We start from the raw sequence: 19,292 nt of genomic DNA on the forward strand, positions 1-19,292 counted from the left end.
CCCTCCCCGCTTCCCGGTGTCAGGCCACGGGCTGCGGCGCGAACATCGCCCCGAGCTGCCGCTGGATGGCCCGGGCATCGTAGCTGTCCTGCATGAGCCGCCGCGCGGCCGAGCCGAGCCGCCGGGCCTCCGCGGGGTGAGACAGCAGGTGCAGGCACGCCTCGGCGAAGGCCTGGTCGGAATCGCGGAGCAGGGCGTCGCGCCCGTCCTCGAACAGAATGCCGCTCGCGCCCATCCTGGTGGACACGACCGGCAGGCCGTAGGCGGCCGCGTCCAGGAGCTTGATGCGCGTGCCGCCTCCGTTCAGCATCGGGCAGACGAACACGGCCGTGCGGTCGTAGAGCGCCTCGATATCCGGCACGAAGCCGCGGAACTCCACGCCCGGCGGGTTGCCGGTGGCGGGCCCCAGCTCCTCGCTTCCCTGCCCGGCGATGATCAGCCGGGCATCCGCCCGGCGCGCGCGTACCAGGGGAAAGATGTGCCGGACCATGCGCTCCGCCGCCTCGCGGTTCGGCGTGTGCCCGATGCCGCCGACGAAGGTCAGGGTGGGCTCGTCCGTCGGCTTGGCCGGGTGGGGCGGGATCTCGGCCGCGTTCGGCACGACGGTCACCCTCGGGAAGCCGAGGCGGGCGAGGTGCCTGCGGTCGGCCTCCGAGCAGACGAACATGCGCTCCGCGAGCGACGCGGCCTTCCGTTCGGCCAGGAGCAGCGCGGGAATGTGGGACAGCATCAGCGCCTTGCCCACCGATAAGGGCGGCGTCCGGCACCAGCGCAGGCGGACGAGGTGCTGCACGTCGTCCAGATCCGCGAAAAGGCGCTTCGGGCGCCTGCCCGCCTGAAGCAGGGCGCAGGTCGCGTGCAGGTTGTTGACGACGACGAGATCGGGGCCGCTGTCCAGGAGGGCTCCCACGCCCTCGGCCTGCGCTGGCCCGGCCCAGGGGGCCATGGCCGGCTGGTTGCCGGCGGAGGCGATGCCGCGGAGGTAGTAGTTCGCGAAGGTGGTGGGGTAGGCGCGCCGCCTGAGGAGGTGGACCCGGACCGGGAAGCCCCAGTACGCGGCCTCCGCTGCTTCCTGCTTCCGCGCGGCCGCCCCGAGATCGGCCGAGGGCGCCACCTCCGCATCGGTGACGTAGTAGGCGATCTCGACGCTGAAACCTTGCGCGTGAAGTGCGCGGACGTAGAGCGCGATGCGCTTGTAGGTTCCGTGCACGTCCACTCCCGGCCTTGGCGGCTGCAGGAGCGATAGGATCATGGCGCGCATTTCGGCCCTCCCCAAGAACTGGGAGATCCTGACGACCTCCGGCACGCGAGTACGCGCGACCTTTGTAGTCGAGCCGGTCGATCCGGGAAGGCAAGAAAGATGTCGGGCGGTCCGGCGGGTGCGGGCCCTGCCCTCCCCCGGCGCCCGCCTCAGCGCCGCGGCGGGCGGCGCGGGCCGCGGCCGGCCGGGATCGGCTGCATCGGGTCGATGCGGATGTGGGCGTCCTCGCCACCGGGGCGGCGGGCATTGGCCGCAAAGTGTGCCGCGGCGTAGGGGGCGATCTCTACCTGGCTCTCGTTGCCCTGGATGCGGATGCGGCCAATCTCCGCGCGGGAGACGTCGCCGCGCTTGCAGAGGAAGGGAAGCATCCAGCGCGGGTCGGCCTGGCCGTCGCGGCCGACGGAGACGCGGAACCACACGCCCTCGGAGGAGGAGGGCGGGCCGCCGGCGCCGCGGGGGGCGTCGTAGTCGCCCGGGGTGCGGCGGGGGCGGTCGGTGACGGAGGTCAGTTCCTCGGGGGCCGGGAGGGGGGCGCGGAGGAGCTTCACCAGGGCGGCGGCGAGGGCCAGGGGGTCCACGCCGGTGGGGGCGGCGCTGTCGGTCTGGCTCCAGCCGGCGCTGTCGTCCTTCGGGGTGCCCTGGAGGCCGGTGAGGGTCCGGGCGATGGCCAGGTCCTCCTCCGCGATCTCCTCGCCCAGGATCTCGGTGGCGCGGGCGGCGATGCGCTCGGCGTCCTTGGCGCGCACCTGCTCGGCGGAGGGGGCCGGGCCCCACTCGGCCTGGACGCGGGCGGCCTGGATCAGGCGCTCCGCGATGCGGCGGCGGGAGGGGGGGACGATGAGAAGGCTGGTGCCCTTGCGCCCGGCCCGGCCGGTGCGGCCGGAGCGGTGGAGGAGGGTCTCCGGGTCGCGCGGGAGCTCGGCGTGGATCACCAGGCCCAGTTCGGGCAGGTCGATGCCGCGGGCGGCCACGTCGGTGGCCACGCAGATGCGGGCCTTGCCGTCGCGGAGCGACTGCAGGGCCCGGGTGCGCTCGGCCTGGGACAGCTCGCCGGAGAGGGCCACCGTCTCGAAGCCGCGCTCCGTCAGGTTGCCGTGGAACCGATTCACCGCCGCGCGGGTGGAGCAGAACACCATGGAGATCGGCGAGTCCTCCAGGCGGAGGGCGTTCACCACGGCGCGTTCCACGTCGCCGGAGGAGACCAGCGCCGCGCGATAGGTGATGTCGCCGTGCGGCTCGTCCTTCGAGGAGACCTCGAGGCGCATCGCGTCGCGCTGGAACTCCTTCGCCATGCGGGCGATGGGCGCGGGGACGGTAGCGGAGAAGAGGAGGGTGCGGCGCTCGGCCGGGAGGGCGCCGAGGATGGCCTCCAGCTCCTCGCGGAAGCCGAGGTCCAGCATCTCGTCGGCCTCGTCCAGCACCACGGCGCGGACGGCATCGGTGCGGAGGTTGTTGCGCTCGATGTGGTCGCGCACGCGGCCGGGGGTGCCGACGGCGATGTGAGCGCCGTTCTGGAGCGCGCGGCGCTCCGCCACCGGGTCCATGCCACCCACGCAGGAGACGACGCGGCCGCCGGAGGGGCCGTAGAGCCAGGTCAGCTCCGTTTTCACCTGGAGCGCGAGCTCGCGGGTGGGGGCGACGATGAGGGCGAGGGGGGCGCCGGGCGGGGGCAGGCGGTTTCCCTCCCCCAGCAGGTCGCCCGCCATGGCGAGGCCGTAGGCGACGGTCTTGCCGGAGCCGGTGCGGGCGGAGACGAGGAGGTCGCGCCCGGCCGTCTCCTCCGCCAGGACGGCGGTCTGGACGGGGGTGGCCGTGGCATAGCCGCGGGTGGCCAGGGCATCGCGCAGGGGCGCGGGAAGGGCGTCGAAGGGCATGTGTGACAGGCGTCCGATGGTTTGGGGCGCCTGGACGCGGCAGCCCTCCTCGGTGGAGGGGCGTGGCGCGGTGGGTCGGCGCAGGAAGGGTGAGCAGGCAGGGTGAGGCACGGGCCTCACGACACCCCCCCATATCGGGGCAGGGAAGGCCCGCCGCAACCGGCGGCTTCGCATCCCAGCCCTGCGCCTACCCGGCGATGGTGATCCTCGTCTCCAGAAGGGCGCCCGCCTCCAGCAGGATGTCCTCCCGGTAGCGGCCGGCGACGAGCTGGACGCCGAGCGGCGCGGGGCCGGAGAGGTCGGTGGTGACGGCCAGGCCGGGCAGGCTCATCAGCGGCAGGCCGACCTGGGGGAGAAGGGCCTCGATCACCCGGTCGAAGGCCTCGGGGGATTCGAGGTCCAGCAGGTCGGGGAAGGGCGGCTCGGCGGAGACGGGCATGAGGGCCACGGGGTAGCGCTCGAGGAAGAGGCTCCACTCCCGCAGGTAGCCGGCGCGGGCCTGAAGGGCGTCCTGAAAGCCGTTCATGTCCGGCTCGGGGCAGAGGCGCTCCATCTGCGCGAAGACGAAGTTGGCGTCGGGGTCGTTCTCCTCGGCCAGGGCGCGCTTCAGGCCGCGGCGGCTCTCGGCGAGCCAGAGCAGGGCCTGGAGGCGGGCGGGCTCCCGCATGGGGGGGACCGGGGTCTCGGCCACGGTCCAGCCGGCGTCTTGCAGGCGGCGGCCGGCGGCGCGGACGGCCCTCTCCACCTCCGGGGTGGTGGCCATGCCCTCGGGGCGCACGCAGAGGGCAGCGCGCTTGGGGAAGGGCGCGCCCTGCAGGGGGGCGGGCACCCACCAGGGGTCGCGGGGATCGGGGGCGGACATGGCCTGGAGTGCGAGGCGAATGTCGGCGATGGAGCGGGCGAGCGGGCCGGAGACGGCCATGAGCTGGGCCCCGATCGCGCGCTCCGCCCCACCGGGGTTCCAGGCGGGGATGCGGCCGATGGTGGGGCGCAGCCCGTGGATGCCGCAGGCATAGGCGGGGTAGCGGACGGAGCCGCCGATATCCGTGCCGTGCCCGATGGCGCCGATCCCCGCGGCGGTGGCGGAGGCCGCGCCGCCGGAGGAGCCGCCGGGGGTGAGGGCGGGGTTGCGGGCGTTGCGCGTGTGGCCGTGCAGCGCGTTGCGGGTGAACCAGTGGAGCGAGAAGGCGGGGGTGTTGGTGCGGCCGATGATGACCGCGCCCGCTTTCCGCAGGTTGGACACCACGGGGTTGTCGGCCCCTGCGACCATGTCCTTCTGGATGCGCAGGCCGTTGGTGGTGGCGTGGCCCTTCTGGTCCACGTTCACCTTGGTGGTCACGGGCACGCCGGCGAGCGGGCCGGGGTCCTCGCCGCGCGCGATGGCCGCGTCCACGGCGCGGGCGGCGGCCAGGGCCTCCTCCGGCATGAACTGGACCACCGCGTTGATGGCGGGGTTGGCCCTGTCCAGCCGGGCCAGGGCGTCGCGCGCCGCCTCCTCGGCGGAGAGCTCGCGGGCGCGGATGCGGGAGGCCAGCTCGGTTGCGGAGAGGCGCCAGGAATCGGTCATGCCCGTCATTCCAGACCGGCAGGGCGGGCTTGTCCAATCACCGGGCTGCCTCGCGCGTCCGGGTGATGTCGCAGCGCAGCATTTCGTCTATGGGCGGGCGCATGGACCGATCCGCGCAGGGCGTGCTGCTCGCCTTCCTGGCCTATGCCGCCTACGCCGTCAGCGATGCCTCCGTGAAGCTGCTGCACGGCTCGCTCTCGGCCTATGAGGCGGTGTTCTTCGGCGCCCTCTCCGGCATCGTCGCCCTGCCCTTCATCCGCGGGCCGGGGGAGAGCCTCTCCGGCGTGTTCCGGGCGCGGAACCGCGCCATGTGGGTGATGCGCGCCGTGGCGGGCTTCACCGGCAGCGTCGGCAGCGTCACGGCCTTCACCCACCTCTCCATGGCGGAGGCCTTCTCCCTCCTCTTCCTCATGCCGACCTTCGTCACGATCCTCTCCGTGGCCTTCCTCGGCGAGAGGGTGGGGTGGCGCCGCTGGGGCGCAGTGCTGATGGGCTTCGCGGGCGTGCTGGTGGTGCTGCGGCCGGGCTTCCGGGAGTTGAACATCGGGCATCTCGGCGCGGTGGTCGGCGGCCTCTCCGGCGCCGTGACCGTAGTAATGATGCGGGCCTTCGGGCGGACGGAGACGCGCCTCTCCCTCTACGGCGCGGGCCTTGTCGGCCCCGTGCTCGGCGCCGGGCTGCTGATGCTGCCGGGCTTCGTCTGGCCCACGCCGATGCAGTGGGCGTGGATTCTCGGCTACGGGCTGCTGATGGCGCTGGCCAACGTGCTGGTGATGATGGCTTCCAGCCGGATCGAGGCAAGCCTGGTGGCGCCCGCGCAGTACAGCCAGATGATCTGGGCGATCCTGTTTGGCTACACAGTCTTCGGCGACGGGATCGACGCGGTGATGGGCCTGGGCGTGGCGATCATCATCCTCTCCGGCGTCCTCACCTTCATGCGGGAGCGCGTGCGGCGGCCGCGCGGGTGGCGGCGGGCGCCACCCGTGCATCCGCAGTAAGGGGGTGCGAGTGACTCCGGGGCGCTACACCATGAAGTACTTCGCCCGCGGGTGGTGCAGGACGATCGCGCTCGTGGACTGCTCGGGGTGGAGCTGCCACTCGTCGCTGATGGAGACGCCGATGCGGTCCGCGCCGAGGAGCCGCAGCAGCGGGACCTGGTCCTCCAGCCGCGGGCAGGCCGGGTAGCCGAAGGAGTAGCGGCCGCCGCGGTAGCCCTGCTGCAGCATGCGGTCCATGTCGCGGTCGTCCTCCCCGGCGAAGCCGAGCTCGGCGCGGATGCGCTTGTGCACGTACTCCGCCATCGCCTCCGCCATCTCCACGCTCAGGCCGTGGAGGTAGAGGTAGTCCTGGTAGCGGTTGTCCTCGAACCACTCCCGCGCGATGTCGGAGGCCTTCTGGCCGACCGTGACCACCTGCAGGCCGATCACGTCACGGCCGTCCTCAATGTCCGTCACGAGGTCGGCGATGCAATCCCCGTCCTCCTTCGGCTGGCGCGGGAGGTTGAAGCGCACGGCCTCGGTTACGCCGTCCTCCTCGAACAGGATCAGGTCGTTGCCCTGGCCGGCGCACTTCCAGTAGCCGTAGATCGCCTGCGGCCGCAGGATCTCCTGCTCCGCCGTGATACGCAGCATCCGCTGCAGCACGGGCCGCAACTCCTGCTTCGCCCAGCCCAGGAAGTCGTCCAGCGAGCGGCCCTGCTTCCGGAAGCCCCACTGGAACTGGTACAGGCTCCGCTCATTGATGAAGGGCACCACGGCCTTCGGCGCGGCCTCGATCACGCGGGCGCCCCAGAAGGGCGGCGTCGGGGCCTGCGTCTCCGTGGCCAGCCGGCGGCGGCGCGCTTGGGCGTAGGCCACGTCCACCGGGGCGAAGCCGCGCGCATCGGCGGTGCCGAGGGTGCGGCGCTCCTTGCGGGACTTGTCCACGCGCTTCGTCTGCAGCGCGGCCAGGTAGTCGTCGAAGCCGTTGCCGACGACCTTGTCCATCAGGTGCAGCCCGTCGAAAGCATCGCGCGCGTAGGCGACGCGGCCGGAGGCGTAGGCCTTCACGCAGTCGTCCTCCACGTAGTTGCGCGTCAGCGCCGCGCCGCCGAGCATCACGGGGATGTCGAGGCCGATGCGCGTCATCTCCTCCAGGTTCTCGCGCATCACGACGGTGGACTTCACCAGCAGGCCGGACATGCCGATGGCGTGCGCGCGGTGCTCCTTCGCCGCGGCCACCATGTCCGCCAGCGGCACCTTGATGCCGAGGTTGACGACCCGGTAGCCGTTGTTGGTGAGGATAATGTCCACGAGGTTCTTGCCGATGTCGTGCACGTCGCCCTTCACGGTGGCGAGCACGATGGTGCCCTTCTCCTGCCCCTCGGCCCGCTCCATGTGGGGCTCCAGATAGGCGACGGCCGCCTTCATCGTCTCCGCGCTCTGCAGCACGAAGGGAAGCTGCATCTTGCCGGCGCCGAAGAGCTCGCCCACCACCTTCATCCCGTCGAGCAGGATGTTGTTGATGATCTCGATCGGCGCGATGCCCTTCGCCAGCGCATCGGCCAGCTCGTCGTCCAGGCCCTTGCGGTCGCCTTCGACGATGCGGTCCTTCAGGCGGCCCTCGACCGTCTCGGCCTTCTTCTTCGCGCCCGTGTCGGCGGCCTTCCGGCCGGCGAAGATCTCCAGCAGCTTCTGCAGGGGATCGTAGTCCTCGGTCCGGCGGTCGAAGATCAGGTCCTCGGCGACCTTCACCTCCTCGGCCGGGATCTGGTGCAGGGGCTTGATCTTGGAGACGTGGACGATGGCGCCCGTCATACCCGCCTTCACGGCGTGGTCGAGGAAGACCGAGTTCAGCACGTGCCGAGCGGCCGGGTTCAGGCCGAAGGAGATGTTGGACAGGCCGAGCATGATCTGGATGTCCGGGAAACGCTCCCGGATCATGCGGATGCCGTCCAGCGTCCAGACGCCGAGCTTGCGGTCGTCCTCATTCCCCGTCGCGATGGTGAAGGTCAGGGGGTCGATCATCAGGTCGGACTGCGGCAGCCCGTGACGGTCGCAGGCGAACTCCACCAGCCGGGTGGCGATCCGCAGCTTGTCCTCGGCGGTCTTGGCCATGCCCACCTCGTCGATGGTGAGCGCGATCACGGCGGCGCCGAACTTCTTGGCGAGGATCATGCGGTCCGTCGCGTGCCCCTCGCCGTCCTCGAAGTTGATCGAGTTGATGATGGGCTTGCCGCCATGCAGTTTCAGCGCCGCCTCGATAACCGGCGTCTCGGTGGAATCGATCACCAGCGGCGCGTTCACGCTGCTGGTGAAGCGCCGGACCACCTCGTTCATCTCCTCCATCTCGTTGCGGCCGACGAAGGCGGTGCAGATGTCGAGGGAGTTCGAGCCCTCGCCGATCTGGTCGCGGCCCATGGTGACGCAACCGTCCCAGTCATGCGCCGCCTGCCTCTCCCGCCAGGCCTTGGAGCCGTTCGCGTTGCAGCGCTCGCCGATGGAAAAGTAGCTGTTCTCCTGCCGCAGGGGCACCGGGGCGTAGAGGGACGCAACGGAGGGAACCCAGACCGGGCTGCGCCGCACCGGCGCCGGCCGGTGTGCGGCCCCGCCGCGCTTGCGCAGCATCGCGTCCAGCGCCGCAATATGCGGGGTGGAGGTACCGCAGCAGCCGCCGATGAGGTTCAGCCCGTCCTCGGTGACGAAGCGCTCCATCCAGCTCGCCAGCTCGGAGGGGCCGAGCGGGTAGTGGGTCTTGCCGTCCACCAGCTCCGGAAGCCCGGCATTGGGCTGGCAGGAGAGCAGGCCCGGCCAGTTCTGGGAGAGCCAGCGGACGTGCTCCGCCATTTCCTGCGGGCCGGTGGCGCAGTTCAGCCCCATCAGGTCCACGTCGAGCGAGTGCACCACCGCCGCGGCGGCGCCGATGTCGGGCCCGACCAGCAGGGTGCCAGTCGTCTCCACCGTCACCTGCACGAAGATCGGGATGTCGGACTTCGCCTCGGCGCGCGCGATCTTGGCCGCGTTCACCGCGGCCTTGATGAAGAGCGTGTCCTGGTTCGTCTCGGTCAGCAGCGCGTCCGCCCCGCCCGCGATGAGGCCGCGGCACTGGGTGAGGAGCGCCGCCTCCAGCGCGTCGTAGGTGACGTTGCCGAGGGAGGGCAGCTTCGTCCCCGGCCCGATATCGCCGATCACCCAGCGGTGGCGCCCGTCGGCGAAGCCCTCCGCCGCCTCCCGCGCGAGTTCCACCGCCACCTTGTTCAGCTCGAAGGCGCGGTCCTCCAGCTCGAACTCCCCGAGCGTGATGGGAGAGCCGCCGAAGGTGTTGGTCAGCACCATGTCGGCGCCGGCCTCGTAGTAGCCCCGATGGATCTCCCGCACGATGTCCGGGCGGGAGAGGACGAGGACGTCGGTGCAGTTCTCCCGGCCCCAGTAGTCCCGGTCCACCTCCAGATCCATGACCTGCACGCGGCTGCCCATCCCGCCGTCGCAGAGGAGCACGCGGTCGCGAAGGGCGTCGAGGAGATGCGGTCGGGACATGGGGCAATGGTCCTGCACGACAGTTCCGGAAGCGGCCGACGCCGCCCGGAACCGGTCCCGGCAGGATAATCAGGCCACTTCCCAGTCCCATACTCTCTTAAAGATATCCTTATGTCCAGTGCCGGGCGCGTGCTGCTGGCCGGACCAGGGGGCTTTGCCCCCTGGAACCCCCACCAGGAGGCTGAGCCTCCTGGACCTGCATCGGGCTGCCGCGGGACTGACCGGATGGGTCAGCCCTCCACGACCGGCACCCTTCCTGCCCCCGCAGTCGCCTCGGCTCCAAGAGCCGAGGCGCACCGTCAGCCGGGCAAAGGCCAAAGCCTAGAAGAAGATGATGGTGAGGGGTCCGGGGAGAGGAAGAATTCCTTCTTCCTCTCCCTGGCCACGGACCGGAACCGAGGGATTAGAACGTCCCGCGGATTCCTGCCAGCGCGCTCCGCCCCGGGATGACGAAGCCGTTTGCCGGCTCGTAGCGGGAGTTGCCGAGGTTCCGGATCTCCACGAAGCCCGAGACCTTCTCGATCACCGGCACCGTGGCGGTGAGGTTGAACACCGTGCCGGCGCGGTTCTTCCCCGGTGCCGTGATGGAGGTGCCGTCGTCGTTGTAGCGGGCGAAGGCGCCTTCGGGGGAGGGTCCGGTGTAGATCAGCTCGGGCACCACGGTCACGCGGCCGCCCTGCGGCCCGCCCCAGGGCACGGGCGCGGAGAGGCGGGCGGTCAGGGTGGCGAGGTTGCGCGCGCGCCGGGCCAGGGGCTGGTCGTTGGTGGTGTCGCGCGCCTCCTGCACGGTCCAGGTGCCGGTGAGGGAGAGCCAGTCGGCGGGCCGCACCGTGAGGGAGAACTCCCCGCCGCGGATCCGCGCGCGCTCGACGTTGAGCAGGGTGGTGAAGCTCGCGTCGTAGTTGATCAGGTTCCTCAGCCGGTTGTCGAAGTAGAGGGCCGAGACCGTGGCCCAGGAGGTCACGTCCGTCTCGATGCCGGCCTCCCAGGAGAAGCTCTCCTCCGGCTTCAGGTCCGGGTTGCCCTGGAAGAAGCCGGTGATGGTGCCGAAGCGCTGGAAGAGGGAGGGGGCCTTGAAGGCGGTGCCGGCGGAGGAGCGCAGGCGGGAGGCGATCTCGGGAAGGGCGAGCACGCCGCCGAGGCGCCAGCTCGTGAAGCCGTCGTAGTCCTCCGGCCCGTCGTGCCGCAGGCCGGCGTTCAGGTCCAGGCGGTCGAAGAGACGCCCCTGGGCCGAGACGTAGCCGGCGGCGGAGCGCTGGGAGGCGTCCACGGTCGTGCGGAAGAAGGCGGAGCCGTTCGCGCTGTCGGCGGTCTCCTTCTCCCACTGGCCGCCGAACAGCACCGCCACGTCGGTCAGGGCGCCGGCATTCGGCAGGCGCACGGTGTTGTCGAAGAACACCGCCCGCCGCTCGGCGCGGTAGAGGTCGTCCGCCGTGGCGAAGGGGTTCGCCACGTCCGGCAGGTTGGTGTAGCGGCGCCGGTTGTGGCTGCCGGAGAGGGTAAGGCGCGTGCTCCAGGCGCCGCCGAACAGGTCCGCCGTGCCGCGCAGGTAGCCGAACCAGGACCGGTCCTGGGCGGTGTAGTTCGGGTCGTCGTTCGGCACGTTGTCGAGGCCGAGCGTGTTCTCCCGGCCGCGCACGAAGCCCTCGATCCGGGTACGGCCAAGGAACTCGCCCGGCACCGTCTCGCCGAGGGTCAGGCCGAGCCGGGCCGTGCCGACGGCGGAGCGCAGCCCGTCCCGCTCCCCGAGGTTGTTCGTGAAGCGCGGGGCTACGGCGTTGCTGCCGCGGGTGGAGAGGCTCTGGCCGGTGAGCTGGTAGTCGAAGGCGCCGAGGGTGCCGCCCACGCCGGCGTGGCCGCGCACCGTGGAGCGGCTGCCGCCCGCGGCCTCAAAATAGGGCGCCGCGGCGCGGTCGGCCGGGGCGGCGCGGGTGATGAGGTTCACCACGCCGCCGATCGCGGCGGAGCCGTAGACGGAGGAGGCGGGGCCGCGCACCACCTCGATCCGCTCGATGTCGCCCAGCAGCTCGTTGCCGAAGTTGAAGGCGCCGTTCGGGTCCGAGGGGTCGTTGATCGGCACGCCGTTCAGCAGCACCAGCACCTGGCGCGCGTTGGTCCCGCGCGCGAAGCCGGAGGCCTGCTGGCCGAGGCCGCCGGACTGCACGAGCCGGAAGCCCGGCACGACCGCCAGGGCCTCGGCGAGGGTGGTGTACCCGTTCTCCTCGATGGTCCGGCGGTCGATCACCGTGACGGCGGCGGGGATGCGCTCCTGCGGCGTCGGGACGCGGGTTGCGGTCACCACCACCTCGGGCACGGTGGCGGGGTTGGTCGAGACGTCCTGAGCGATGGCCGGCCCCATGGGAGCAATGGCGATCAGGGCGAGGATCCGGCGTTTCATCCCGGGGTGCCTCCGTTGCACGGTCCGCGTTTCGCCCCGGCCAGGGATGGCCGGAACGGGCTTGCGTCGTGCTCGCATGACGGAGGCGCGCCGGATGGCCGGCGCGCCCTGGGTCCGTTTACGCCGGTGCTCCCCGCCCGGCACGCGCGAGACAACATCTGCGCCGGCCGGTCTCCTGGCTCGCGACGTGGCGGGCACGCGCCCGCCTGACGGTCCCGCCTTCTCGCGCCGGTGGGCGCAATGGCATCGGGGGCCGTCGCCGTCGCCTACAGTTGCGGGGGCAGCTGCGGATCGGTGGCGGGGATCGCCACGTCGCGCATTCCCGTTTCAGCCCTTCCGGGCCACCGGCGCATGGGGCGGAACCTATCGACACGAACGCGTGAAGTCCAGGGAGGGGCAGCCCGGCCGGAGTGGCGAGGCGCAGGCGCCACATGCCCGCGCACGGGCGGCACCGCGGCGGCTCCCGCAGCCGGAACGCGGTGGCACCGCGCAACTGGAACGCAGAGCCGCGACGGCGTTTGACACTGATAGCCATTCTCACTTACTTCGCCGCCACACGTCAGCGTGAAGGAGCGGCCTGGTGAGCGTAGCCCGTCGGCAGAATACAGCAGCCCAGGTCGCCCCTCCCGTCAGGGCGACAGGCACGACGGACGGCATCCCCGCGCCCTGTCCGCGCCCGGCGACGGGCACCAGGACCCTCACCGGCGCCGTGGTGGCGTGCGGCCTCGCCCTCTCGGTTCAAGCCCAGGCCCAAGCCCCGGCCCAGGAGGCGACCCGGCAGGTGGCCCAACAGGCGGCCGGAACCGCCACGGGGCAGGCCGCGGCCGGGTCGGGCGCCGCGCCCGTCGCCGTGCCGATGGTGGATGTCACCGCCGCGGGGGCCCCGGGCACCCTGCAGCCGGCCTATGCCGGCGGCCAGGTCGCGCAGGGCGGGTCGCTCGGGCTGCTCGGCAGCCGCAGCCTGATGGACTCCCCCTTCAGCACGACGAGCTTCACGTCGCAGGTCGTGGAGGACCAGCAGGCGCGCACCATCGCCGACACGCTGATCAACGACTCCTCCGTCCGCCTCACCACCGGTGCCAACGGCTTCGACGACACCTTCTCCATCCGCGGCTTCCAGGTGGGATCCTCGGATGTCGGGCTGAACGGCCTGTTCGGGCTGATCTCCTCCAACCGCGCCCAGGCGCAGTACATCGAGCGGATCGAGCTCCTCCGCGGCCCCGGCGCGCTCATCAACGGCATCGCGCCCGGCGGCAGCATCGGCGGCGCGATCAATGTCATCACCAAGCGGGCCGGCGACGACCCGCTGACCCGCCTGACGCCGGTCTTCATCAGCGACGGCAATTTCGGCATCCAGGCCGACCTGGCGCGCCGCTACGGCGCGAACAACGAGTGGGGCGTGCGCTTCAACGGGCTGTACCGCGACGGCGAGGCCTCCATCGAGGACGGCAACCTCCGCAGCGGCCTCGCCGCGCTAGGGCTGGACTATCGCGGGGACCGGTTCCGCCTGTCCGTGGACGGCATCTTCCAGCGTGACGACACCCGGAACTTCCGCCCGCAGCTCACCCTCTCCAGCGCCATTCCCTATATCCCCTCCGTGCCGGATTCGCGCAGCAACTGGTTCCCCGGCACCCGGCTGCGCCAGCAGGACAGCACCATCGCTACCCGGGCCGAGTACGACGTGGCGGACTGGGTGACCGTCTACGGGGCCGTGGGCTACCGCGACGGCTGGAACGAGCAGACCTTCCCCGATTCCCGCCCGGGCGGCGCCAACGAGCTCGGCGACTTCCGGGTCACCAACGCCCTCTACGACTCCTACACGCGGGTCGTCAGCGGGACGGCCGGCGCCAACTTCCGGTTCAACCTCCTCAACGTCGGCCACACCCTCAACCTCGCCTATTCCGGCCTCCGGCAGGATGCGGGCAACGCCTACATCACCTCCGCCATCACCTACCCCTCCAGCATCTACAACCCCTCCTCGCTGCCGCCCATCACCGCCCCGCGCACCGACCCGCGCCGGGCCTCGATCACGGAGTTCTCGAGCTTCGCGCTGGCCGACACGCTCTCCTTCTTCAACGATCGCGTCCTGCTGACCGGCGGCGTGCGCTTCCAGAACGTGCAGGTGAACAGCTACAGCACGGCAACCGGGGCACGGACGAGCCAGTACGACGCCGACGCGACGACGCCCCTCGGCGGCATCGTGGTGAAGCCCTGGCAGAACGTCTCCCTCTACGCGAACTACGCCCAGGGCCTGACCCGCGGCGAGATCGTCGGCCCCGGCTTCAACAACACCGGCGAGGTCCTCGCCCCCTACAAGTCCGAGCAGATCGAGGCCGGCGTCCGCGTGGACTGGGGCAGCGTCACCACCACCGCTTCCGTGTTCCAGATCACCCGGCCAAACGCCATCCGCACCGCGGCCAACAACCGCGCCTATGACGGCGAGCAGCGGAACCGCGGCCTGGAGCTCTCCGCCTTCGGCGAGATCACGCCTGGCCTGCGCGCCCTGGTCAGCGCGACCTTCATCAACCCCGAGCTGACAAGCCCCACCAACCCCGCCGAGCGCGGCAACGACGCGGCGGGCGTGCCGGACAAGACCTTCTCCGGCAGCCTGGACTGGGACGTGCCGGGGGTGCCCGGCCTCGCCCTCAACGGGCGCGTGATTCACACCTCGGGCTCTTACCTCACCACCGCCAACACGCTGCGCTTCGACGGCTGGACGCGGGTGGACTTCGGGGCCCGCTACAGGACGGAGATCGCCAACAAGCCGGTCACGCTGCGCGCCAACCTGGAGAACGCGTTCGGGGCGGATTACTGGCTCACCACCGGCACCTTCGTGACCGTGGGCTCGCCGCGCACCCTCATCGTGTCGGCAGCCTTCGACTTCTGATGGACCTGGGCCTGACAGGTCCGGGACCAGGGGGCGCCGCCCCCTGAAACTCCCGCCAAGGGCCTGAGGCCCTTGGATCCCCTTCTGGCTGCCGCCATGCCGTCCTGAGACGGTGTTTCCGCGGGACGGGCTCCTTCCTGCCTTTGCAGTCGCCTCGGGTCATCGACCCGAGGCGCACCGTCAGCCGAAAGAGACCAGCTACTAGAAAAAGATGATGGTGAGGGGTCCGGGGAGAGGAAGAATTCCTTCTTCCTCTCCCTGGCCACGGACCGGAAGCGAAGGACGGGAACGAGGCCGTGCCGCGATCAGCGCGACAGGATGAACCGCAGCCCGCGCTGCACGGCCACGGGGAAGGCGGACATGTGCCCGTCGTCCGGCAGCGTCTCGAAGCCCAGTTCCAGCCCGGGCAGGGGCCGCAGCCGGTCCGCGAGTTCGCGCGCCCCGTCCACCATCCGCATCATCTCCATGCGCGGTCGCCAAGCCGGGTCGTGCCAGGGCGCGAGGCTCTGCTCGTAGGCGCCCACGGTCATCAGCAGGCGCAGCGGCGCGGGGCGGTCCGTGCGGGCGATGAAGCGCTCCGCCGATGTCAGGACCGCGCTGTCCTCCCACCAGATGGCGGGGCTGCCGGCCACGTAATCCCGGAAGGCGCCGGGCCGGGTGAACAGGGCGTGCAGCGCGAAGAGGCCGCCGAAGGAGTGGCCGAGCACGGCGTGGCGCGAGGCGTCGATCGGCGCCGCGCGACGGGCCAGGGGCTTCACCGTCTCCTCGATGAAGTCGAGCAGCTCGTCCGCGCCGCCCGTGCGCATGGCGGGGCGGCCCTCGGCGGCCGGCATCTCCCGGCCGGGCGGCGGGGTGAGGTCGAAGCTGCGGCGGACGAGGTCGTAGGGGTCGTCCGTCCGGTAGCCGATGCCCGCGACCACGGCGGCGGAGCGGATCCCGGCCTCGCGCGGCAGGAAGGCGAGGACGCGGATTGTGTCCACCACCAGGCCCATCACGGCGTTGGCATCGAGCACGGTGATCATCGGCCATCCCTCGGGCGGGGGCTCGCCGGCGGGGACGTGGAGGAAGACGCGGAAGGGGTGGCCGCCGCGCGATGCCAGCTCGTGCCGGGTGGTGCGGGGGATCGGCTCGGGCGCGGCCTCCTGCGCCCGCGCGAGGGTGGGGCAGGCCAGGGTGGGGCAGGCCAGCGCCGCGAGGAGGGGCGCGAGGCCGCGCCGGCGAAGGGGTACGGGGGGATGGAGGGTGGTCCGGATCATGCGGCCACTCATGCCACAGGGGGCCGCCCCCGTGACCGGATCGCCCCTGCGTTCGGGTGCGCGCGGCGGAACGCCCCTGCCGCGCGGCGCGGGGATGGAGAATCGGGTGCTGCGGCCGGGCCTGCCGGGTTAGGGGCTGCGGCATGACGGCCTGGACGGCGCGCGGCGCGATGGAATGGATTGGCGGGGGCGGCCGCGCGCGCGCCGGCGGCATCGCCGTGCGGGTGGTGGCGGCGATCCTCGGCGGCTACGCGCTGGGGGCCTTGCTCTCCGCCGCACTGGCCGTGGCGCTGCCCCCTGCGTTGGCCATGGGGCGCGCGGACGCGGTGCTGACGGGGATGATGGCGGGGCTGGCCGGGCACGCCGCCGCCGCGATCTGGGTCTTCGCGGCGCGCAGCGCGGCGCGGGCCGTGGCGGGGCTGCTTCTCGCCGCGCTGCCGCTCGCGGCGATGGTCCTGGCCGGCCATTGGCATGCTACGGGGAGGATCCTGCCGTGAAGACCGGCTTCCGGCAGTCCATGGCGTGGCTGCACACCTGGTCCGGCCTGCTGGCGGGCTGGATCCTCTTCGCCGTGTTCCTGACGGGCACGGCGAGCTATTTCCGGCCGGAGATCACGGCCTGGATGCGGCCGGAGGCGTATCGCGCCGGCCCTCCCCCCGCCTCCGCCCAGCCGATGGTGGACGCGCTGGCCCGGATGGCGCCCGGCGGCTTCACCCTCATGCTGCCGGACGGGCGGGACGGGATGGCCAGCGCCTACTGGCGCGAGGCCGGGGCGGGCCGCCGCGGCTTCCGGGAGGCGGTGCTGGACCCCGCGACGGGCAAGGTGGTGCAGGGGCGGGAGACGCGCGGCGGGGAGTTCTTCTTCCGCCTGCACTTCCAGCTTCACTACATGAGCCCGCTTTGGGGCCGCTGGATCGTCAGCTTCTGCGCCATGATGATGCTGGTGGCGATCATCAGCGGCATCGTCACGCACAAGCGGATCTTCGCGGATTTCTTCACCTTCCGCCCGCGCAAGGGCCAGCGGTCCTGGATCGACGCGCACGCGGCGGTGGCCACCCTCGCCCTGCCCTACCACGCGATGATCACCTTCACCGGGCTGGTCACGCTGATGCTGATGCTGATGCCCTGGGGGACGCAGCTGGCCTATCCCGGCGACGCGCGCGGCTTCAGCAACGAGGTGTTCGGCCGCGCGGCCCCCGCGCGCCCCTCCGGCCGGGCGGCGCCACTGGTGGCGGTGGACCCGCTGCTGGCGGAGGCGTCCCGGATCTGGGGCGGCGCGCCCGCCTCGCGGATCACCGTCTCCCTTCCCGGCGATGCCGCGGCGCGGGTGGAGCTGCTGCGCGGCCCGGCGGGCCGCCTCTCGTACCAGCGGGACGCGCTGGTCTTCGACGGCGCGACCGGCGCCCCCATCGCGCGGGAGGGGATGACGGGTGGGGCGGCGGCGACGCACGGCACGATGTACGGGCTGCACCTCGGGCGCTTCGCGGGGCCGGCGCTGCGGGCCCTGTTCTTCCTCTCCGCCCTCGCCGGCACGGCGATGGTGGGCACCGGGCTGATCCTCTGGGCGGTGAAGGAGCGGCAGGCGGCGGCGAAGGCCGGGCGCGCGGGACTCGGGCTTCGGCTGGTGGAGGTGCTGAACCTCGCGACCGTGGCCGGCCTGCCCGCCGCCATGGCCGCCTTCTTCTGGCTCAACCGCCTCCTTCCTGCCGGCATGGCCGGGCGCGCGGAGTGGGAGGTGAACGGCTTCTTCCTTGCCTGGGGTGCCCTGCTGCTGCACGCCACGCTGCGGCTGGGCGGCCGGCGCGGCTGGGTGGAGCAGCTGGCGCTGGGCGGGCTGCTCGGTCTCGGCCTGCCCGTGCTGAACGCGCTGACAGGCCCCTGGCACCTCGGCGTCACCCTGCCCGCCGCGGAGTGGCGGCTGGCCGGGCTGGACCTGGTGGTGGCGGCGCTCGGCGCCCTGCTGGCGGGTGCCGCCCTCCACCTCGCGCGGCGGTCGGGGCAGCCTGCCCGGAAGCCGCGGGGGGCGGCGCCGGCCGGCGGCCCCTCGGAAAGGCGCGGAATGGGCCCTGTGGCAGGGCACGGGCAGGCCGCCGAATGACGCGCCGCCGACCGGAAGGCACCGCCCCGCCCATCGGGGGGCCGCGCCCGTGACCGCGCTGAGCCTGGCCCTCGCCTATGCCGGCTTCACCGGCCTCTGCCTCGCGATGGAGAGGCACCACGAGCAGGTCTTCGGCACCCGCCGGATCCCCTCCCCGCGCGGGCACCTCCTCCGCGGGGCGGGCTGGCTCCTGCTCGCCCTCTCCCTCGCCCTCGCGGTGCGGGAGGCGGGGCCGGCGCTGGGGATCGTCCTCTGGGCCGGGCTGCTCACCGCCGCCGCCCTGCCCCTGGCCCTGCTGCTGCCCTACGCGCCGCGCGCGGCGGCGGCCGTGGCGCTGTCGCCGCTTCCCGTCGCGCTGCTCCTGGCGCTGCAGGCCCGCTGACGCCCGGGCGGCACGGCCCCGCCAAGCCCTTCCAGGGGCGGGCGCCCGTAACAGGCGCGGGGCCTGGGAGGGGTCACCTCCTGCTGCTGGCGAGCGCCTCGATCGTTAGGCGGAAGAAGGCCTCGGCGACGCTGAGCCCGTGCGTGCGCGCGTAGTCGCGGAGGTCCAGCAGGTCCTTCTCATCGACCGGCGCCTTCCTGCCCCGGGCGGGCGGGGGCAGCGCCCCGGTCCCGGCCGCCCGACCCCGCCGCCCGTCGAGCAGCGCCTCGGCACGGCCCGCGAGCTGCACCACCCCGTCCTGCTGCCAGGGGCTGAGGCCCTGCGGACGGGGGGCGGTGTCCACGACGCAGAGGGACCCGATCCGCAGGCCGTCGGCCGTCCGGATCGGCGCCCCGGCGTAGAACCGGACATGCGGCTCCCCCGTGACAAGGGGGTTCGCCGCAGTGCGCGGGTCGCCCGCCAGGTCCGGGATCACCAGCAGGCTGTCGCCATCGGCCGCCAGCGCGCAGACCGCCTGCTCAATGGGCGTCTCGGTCAGCCCGACCCCGACCCGCGCCTTGAACCACTGCCGCCTGCGGTCGAGCAGGCTCATCACCGCGATCGGCGCCCGGCAGAGCTGGGCAGCCTCCTGGACCAGCCCGTCGAACTCCGGTTCCGCCGGCGTGTCCATCACGGCGCACTCGGCCAGGGCGGCCTCGCGCCGGTCTGCGTCGTCATCGGGCGGGTAGGTGGTGGACATCTCGTCGGTACTCTGCAAAAGGGCCGGACGCTCCGGGCTGATCCTGGACAGCGCTCCAGGGGCGCACCCTCGGTCCCGTCACCTCCCGCAGCACCCCGGCTCGCGGTGCCACGACCCCGGCGCGGCGTCGTCCGGGCCGCGGGCCATCCCCGGGAGAGCGGGCCTCGCCGCCCTTCGCGGATCGCCGGCCAGCACGCCGTTCTCAGTCACGCGGCCCTCCGCAGGGCTGTTGGAGAGGAACTGGGATCGCAAGGGCGTTCTGCCCATCAGTATCCGCAACCCTGCCCGCCCTGCAAGGGAATGGCGGGAAGCAGCG

The 19,292-nt window shown here is 72.4% G+C and carries 12 protein-coding genes and 1 riboswitch; of the genes, 5 read left to right on the top strand and 7 right to left on the bottom strand.

Annotated elements, in window-relative coordinates:
* Nucleotides 1–19 precede the first annotated feature (19 nt).
* The 3 genes from VQH23_RS04675 to VQH23_RS04685 form a co-directional block, all read right to left on the bottom strand.
* A complete protein-coding gene (locus VQH23_RS04675) occupies nt 20–1,252 on the bottom strand; it encodes a glycosyltransferase family 4 protein (RefSeq protein WP_338664458.1) in 1,233 nt (410 codons plus the stop codon).
* Nucleotides 1,253–1,410: 158 nt separating this feature from the next.
* Nucleotides 1,411–3,135, bottom strand: a complete 1,725-nt coding sequence (locus tag VQH23_RS04680; RefSeq protein WP_338664459.1) for a DEAD/DEAH box helicase — start codon at nt 3,133–3,135, stop codon at nt 1,411–1,413.
* Between the two features lie 187 nt (nt 3,136–3,322).
* Nucleotides 3,323–4,702: an amidase family protein gene (locus VQH23_RS04685; RefSeq protein ID WP_338664460.1), complete on the bottom strand. Its 1,380-nt coding sequence runs from the start codon at nt 4,700–4,702 to the stop codon at nt 3,323–3,325.
* A 101-nt stretch (nt 4,703–4,803) separates the two neighbouring features.
* Between VQH23_RS04685 and VQH23_RS04690 the strand changes: the two genes are divergently transcribed.
* Nucleotides 4,804–5,700, top strand: a complete 897-nt coding sequence (locus VQH23_RS04690; protein ID WP_338664461.1) for a DMT family transporter — start codon at nt 4,804–4,806, stop codon at nt 5,698–5,700.
* Nucleotides 5,701–5,724: 24 nt separating this feature from the next.
* Here VQH23_RS04690 and metH read toward each other — a convergent pair whose 3' ends face one another.
* Both metH and VQH23_RS04700 read right to left on the bottom strand, forming a co-directional pair.
* Nucleotides 5,725–9,216: a methionine synthase gene (gene metH / locus VQH23_RS04695; RefSeq protein ID WP_338664462.1), complete on the bottom strand. Its 3,492-nt coding sequence runs from the start codon at nt 9,214–9,216 to the stop codon at nt 5,725–5,727.
* Between the two features lie 403 nt (nt 9,217–9,619).
* Nucleotides 9,620–11,614 (bottom strand): TonB-dependent receptor domain-containing protein, encoded by a 1,995-nt coding sequence (locus tag VQH23_RS04700; protein ID WP_338664463.1) that lies wholly within the window; start codon nt 11,612–11,614, stop codon nt 9,620–9,622.
* 147 nt (nt 11,615–11,761) lie between these two features.
* Nucleotides 11,762–11,978, bottom strand: a riboswitch (cobalamin riboswitch).
* Nucleotides 11,979–12,194: 216 nt separating this feature from the next.
* On the opposite strand from VQH23_RS04700, the gene VQH23_RS04705 reads away from it, so the two are divergent.
* The gene (locus tag VQH23_RS04705; RefSeq protein WP_338664464.1) at nt 12,195–14,501 is read left to right on the top strand and encodes a TonB-dependent siderophore receptor; all 2,307 of its coding nucleotides are present in this window, start codon (nt 12,195–12,197) and stop codon (nt 14,499–14,501) included.
* Between the two features lie 305 nt (nt 14,502–14,806).
* On the opposite strand, the gene VQH23_RS04710 is transcribed toward VQH23_RS04705, so the two are convergent.
* Entirely contained in the window at nt 14,807–15,757 is a 951-nt protein-coding gene (locus VQH23_RS04710; RefSeq protein ID WP_338664465.1) for an alpha/beta hydrolase-fold protein, read from the bottom strand.
* Between the two features lie 143 nt (nt 15,758–15,900).
* Here VQH23_RS04710 and VQH23_RS04715 point away from each other — a divergent pair, with 143 nt between their 5' ends.
* The 3 genes from VQH23_RS04715 to VQH23_RS04725 are packed head-to-tail and all read left to right on the top strand — an operon-like array spanning nt 15,901 to nt 18,237.
* Nucleotides 15,901–16,254: a DUF3649 domain-containing protein gene (locus VQH23_RS04715; protein ID WP_338664466.1), complete on the top strand. Its 354-nt coding sequence runs from the start codon at nt 15,901–15,903 to the stop codon at nt 16,252–16,254.
* Nucleotides 16,251–17,855: a PepSY-associated TM helix domain-containing protein gene (locus tag VQH23_RS04720; RefSeq protein WP_338664467.1), complete on the top strand. Its 1,605-nt coding sequence runs from the start codon at nt 16,251–16,253 to the stop codon at nt 17,853–17,855. Before VQH23_RS04715 ends, VQH23_RS04720 begins: the two co-directional genes overlap by 4 nt.
* A gap of 49 nt (nt 17,856–17,904) precedes the next feature.
* Complete coding sequence (locus tag VQH23_RS04725) at nt 17,905–18,237, top strand: DUF3325 domain-containing protein (protein WP_338664468.1); 333 nt, start codon at nt 17,905–17,907, stop codon at nt 18,235–18,237.
* Nucleotides 18,238–18,310: 73 nt separating this feature from the next.
* Here the strand turns inward: VQH23_RS04725 and VQH23_RS04730 are convergent, their stop codons facing one another.
* A complete protein-coding gene (locus tag VQH23_RS04730) occupies nt 18,311–18,976 on the bottom strand; it encodes a GAF domain-containing protein (protein WP_338664469.1) in 666 nt (221 codons plus the stop codon).
* Between the last annotated feature and the right edge of the window lie 316 nt (nt 18,977–19,292).

Origin of the sequence: Pararoseomonas sp. SCSIO 73927 (genome assembly GCF_037040815.1) — a bacterium.
Lineage (GTDB): Bacteria > Pseudomonadota > Alphaproteobacteria > Acetobacterales > Acetobacteraceae > Roseomonas.

Coding starts and splice junctions, on each gene's coding strand:
- VQH23_RS04675 (WP_338664458.1), bottom strand. CDS start 1,252: ATGATCCTATCGCTCCTGCAGCCGCCAAGGCCGGGAGTGGACGTGCAC.
- VQH23_RS04680 (WP_338664459.1), bottom strand. CDS start 3,135: ATGCCCTTCGACGCCCTTCCCGCGCCCCTGCGCGATGCCCTGGCCACC.
- VQH23_RS04685 (WP_338664460.1), bottom strand. CDS start 4,702: ATGACCGATTCCTGGCGCCTCTCCGCAACCGAGCTGGCCTCCCGCATC.
- VQH23_RS04690 (WP_338664461.1), top strand. CDS start 4,804: ATGGACCGATCCGCGCAGGGCGTGCTGCTCGCCTTCCTGGCCTATGCC.
- metH (WP_338664462.1), bottom strand. CDS start 9,216: ATGTCCCGACCGCATCTCCTCGACGCCCTTCGCGACCGCGTGCTCCTC.
- VQH23_RS04700 (WP_338664463.1), bottom strand. CDS start 11,614: ATGAAACGCCGGATCCTCGCCCTGATCGCCATTGCTCCCATGGGGCCG.
- VQH23_RS04710 (WP_338664465.1), bottom strand. CDS start 15,757: ATGATCCGGACCACCCTCCATCCCCCCGTACCCCTTCGCCGGCGCGGC.
- VQH23_RS04715 (WP_338664466.1), top strand. CDS start 15,901: ATGACGGCCTGGACGGCGCGCGGCGCGATGGAATGGATTGGCGGGGGC.
- VQH23_RS04730 (WP_338664469.1), bottom strand. CDS start 18,976: ATGTCCACCACCTACCCGCCCGATGACGACGCAGACCGGCGCGAGGCC.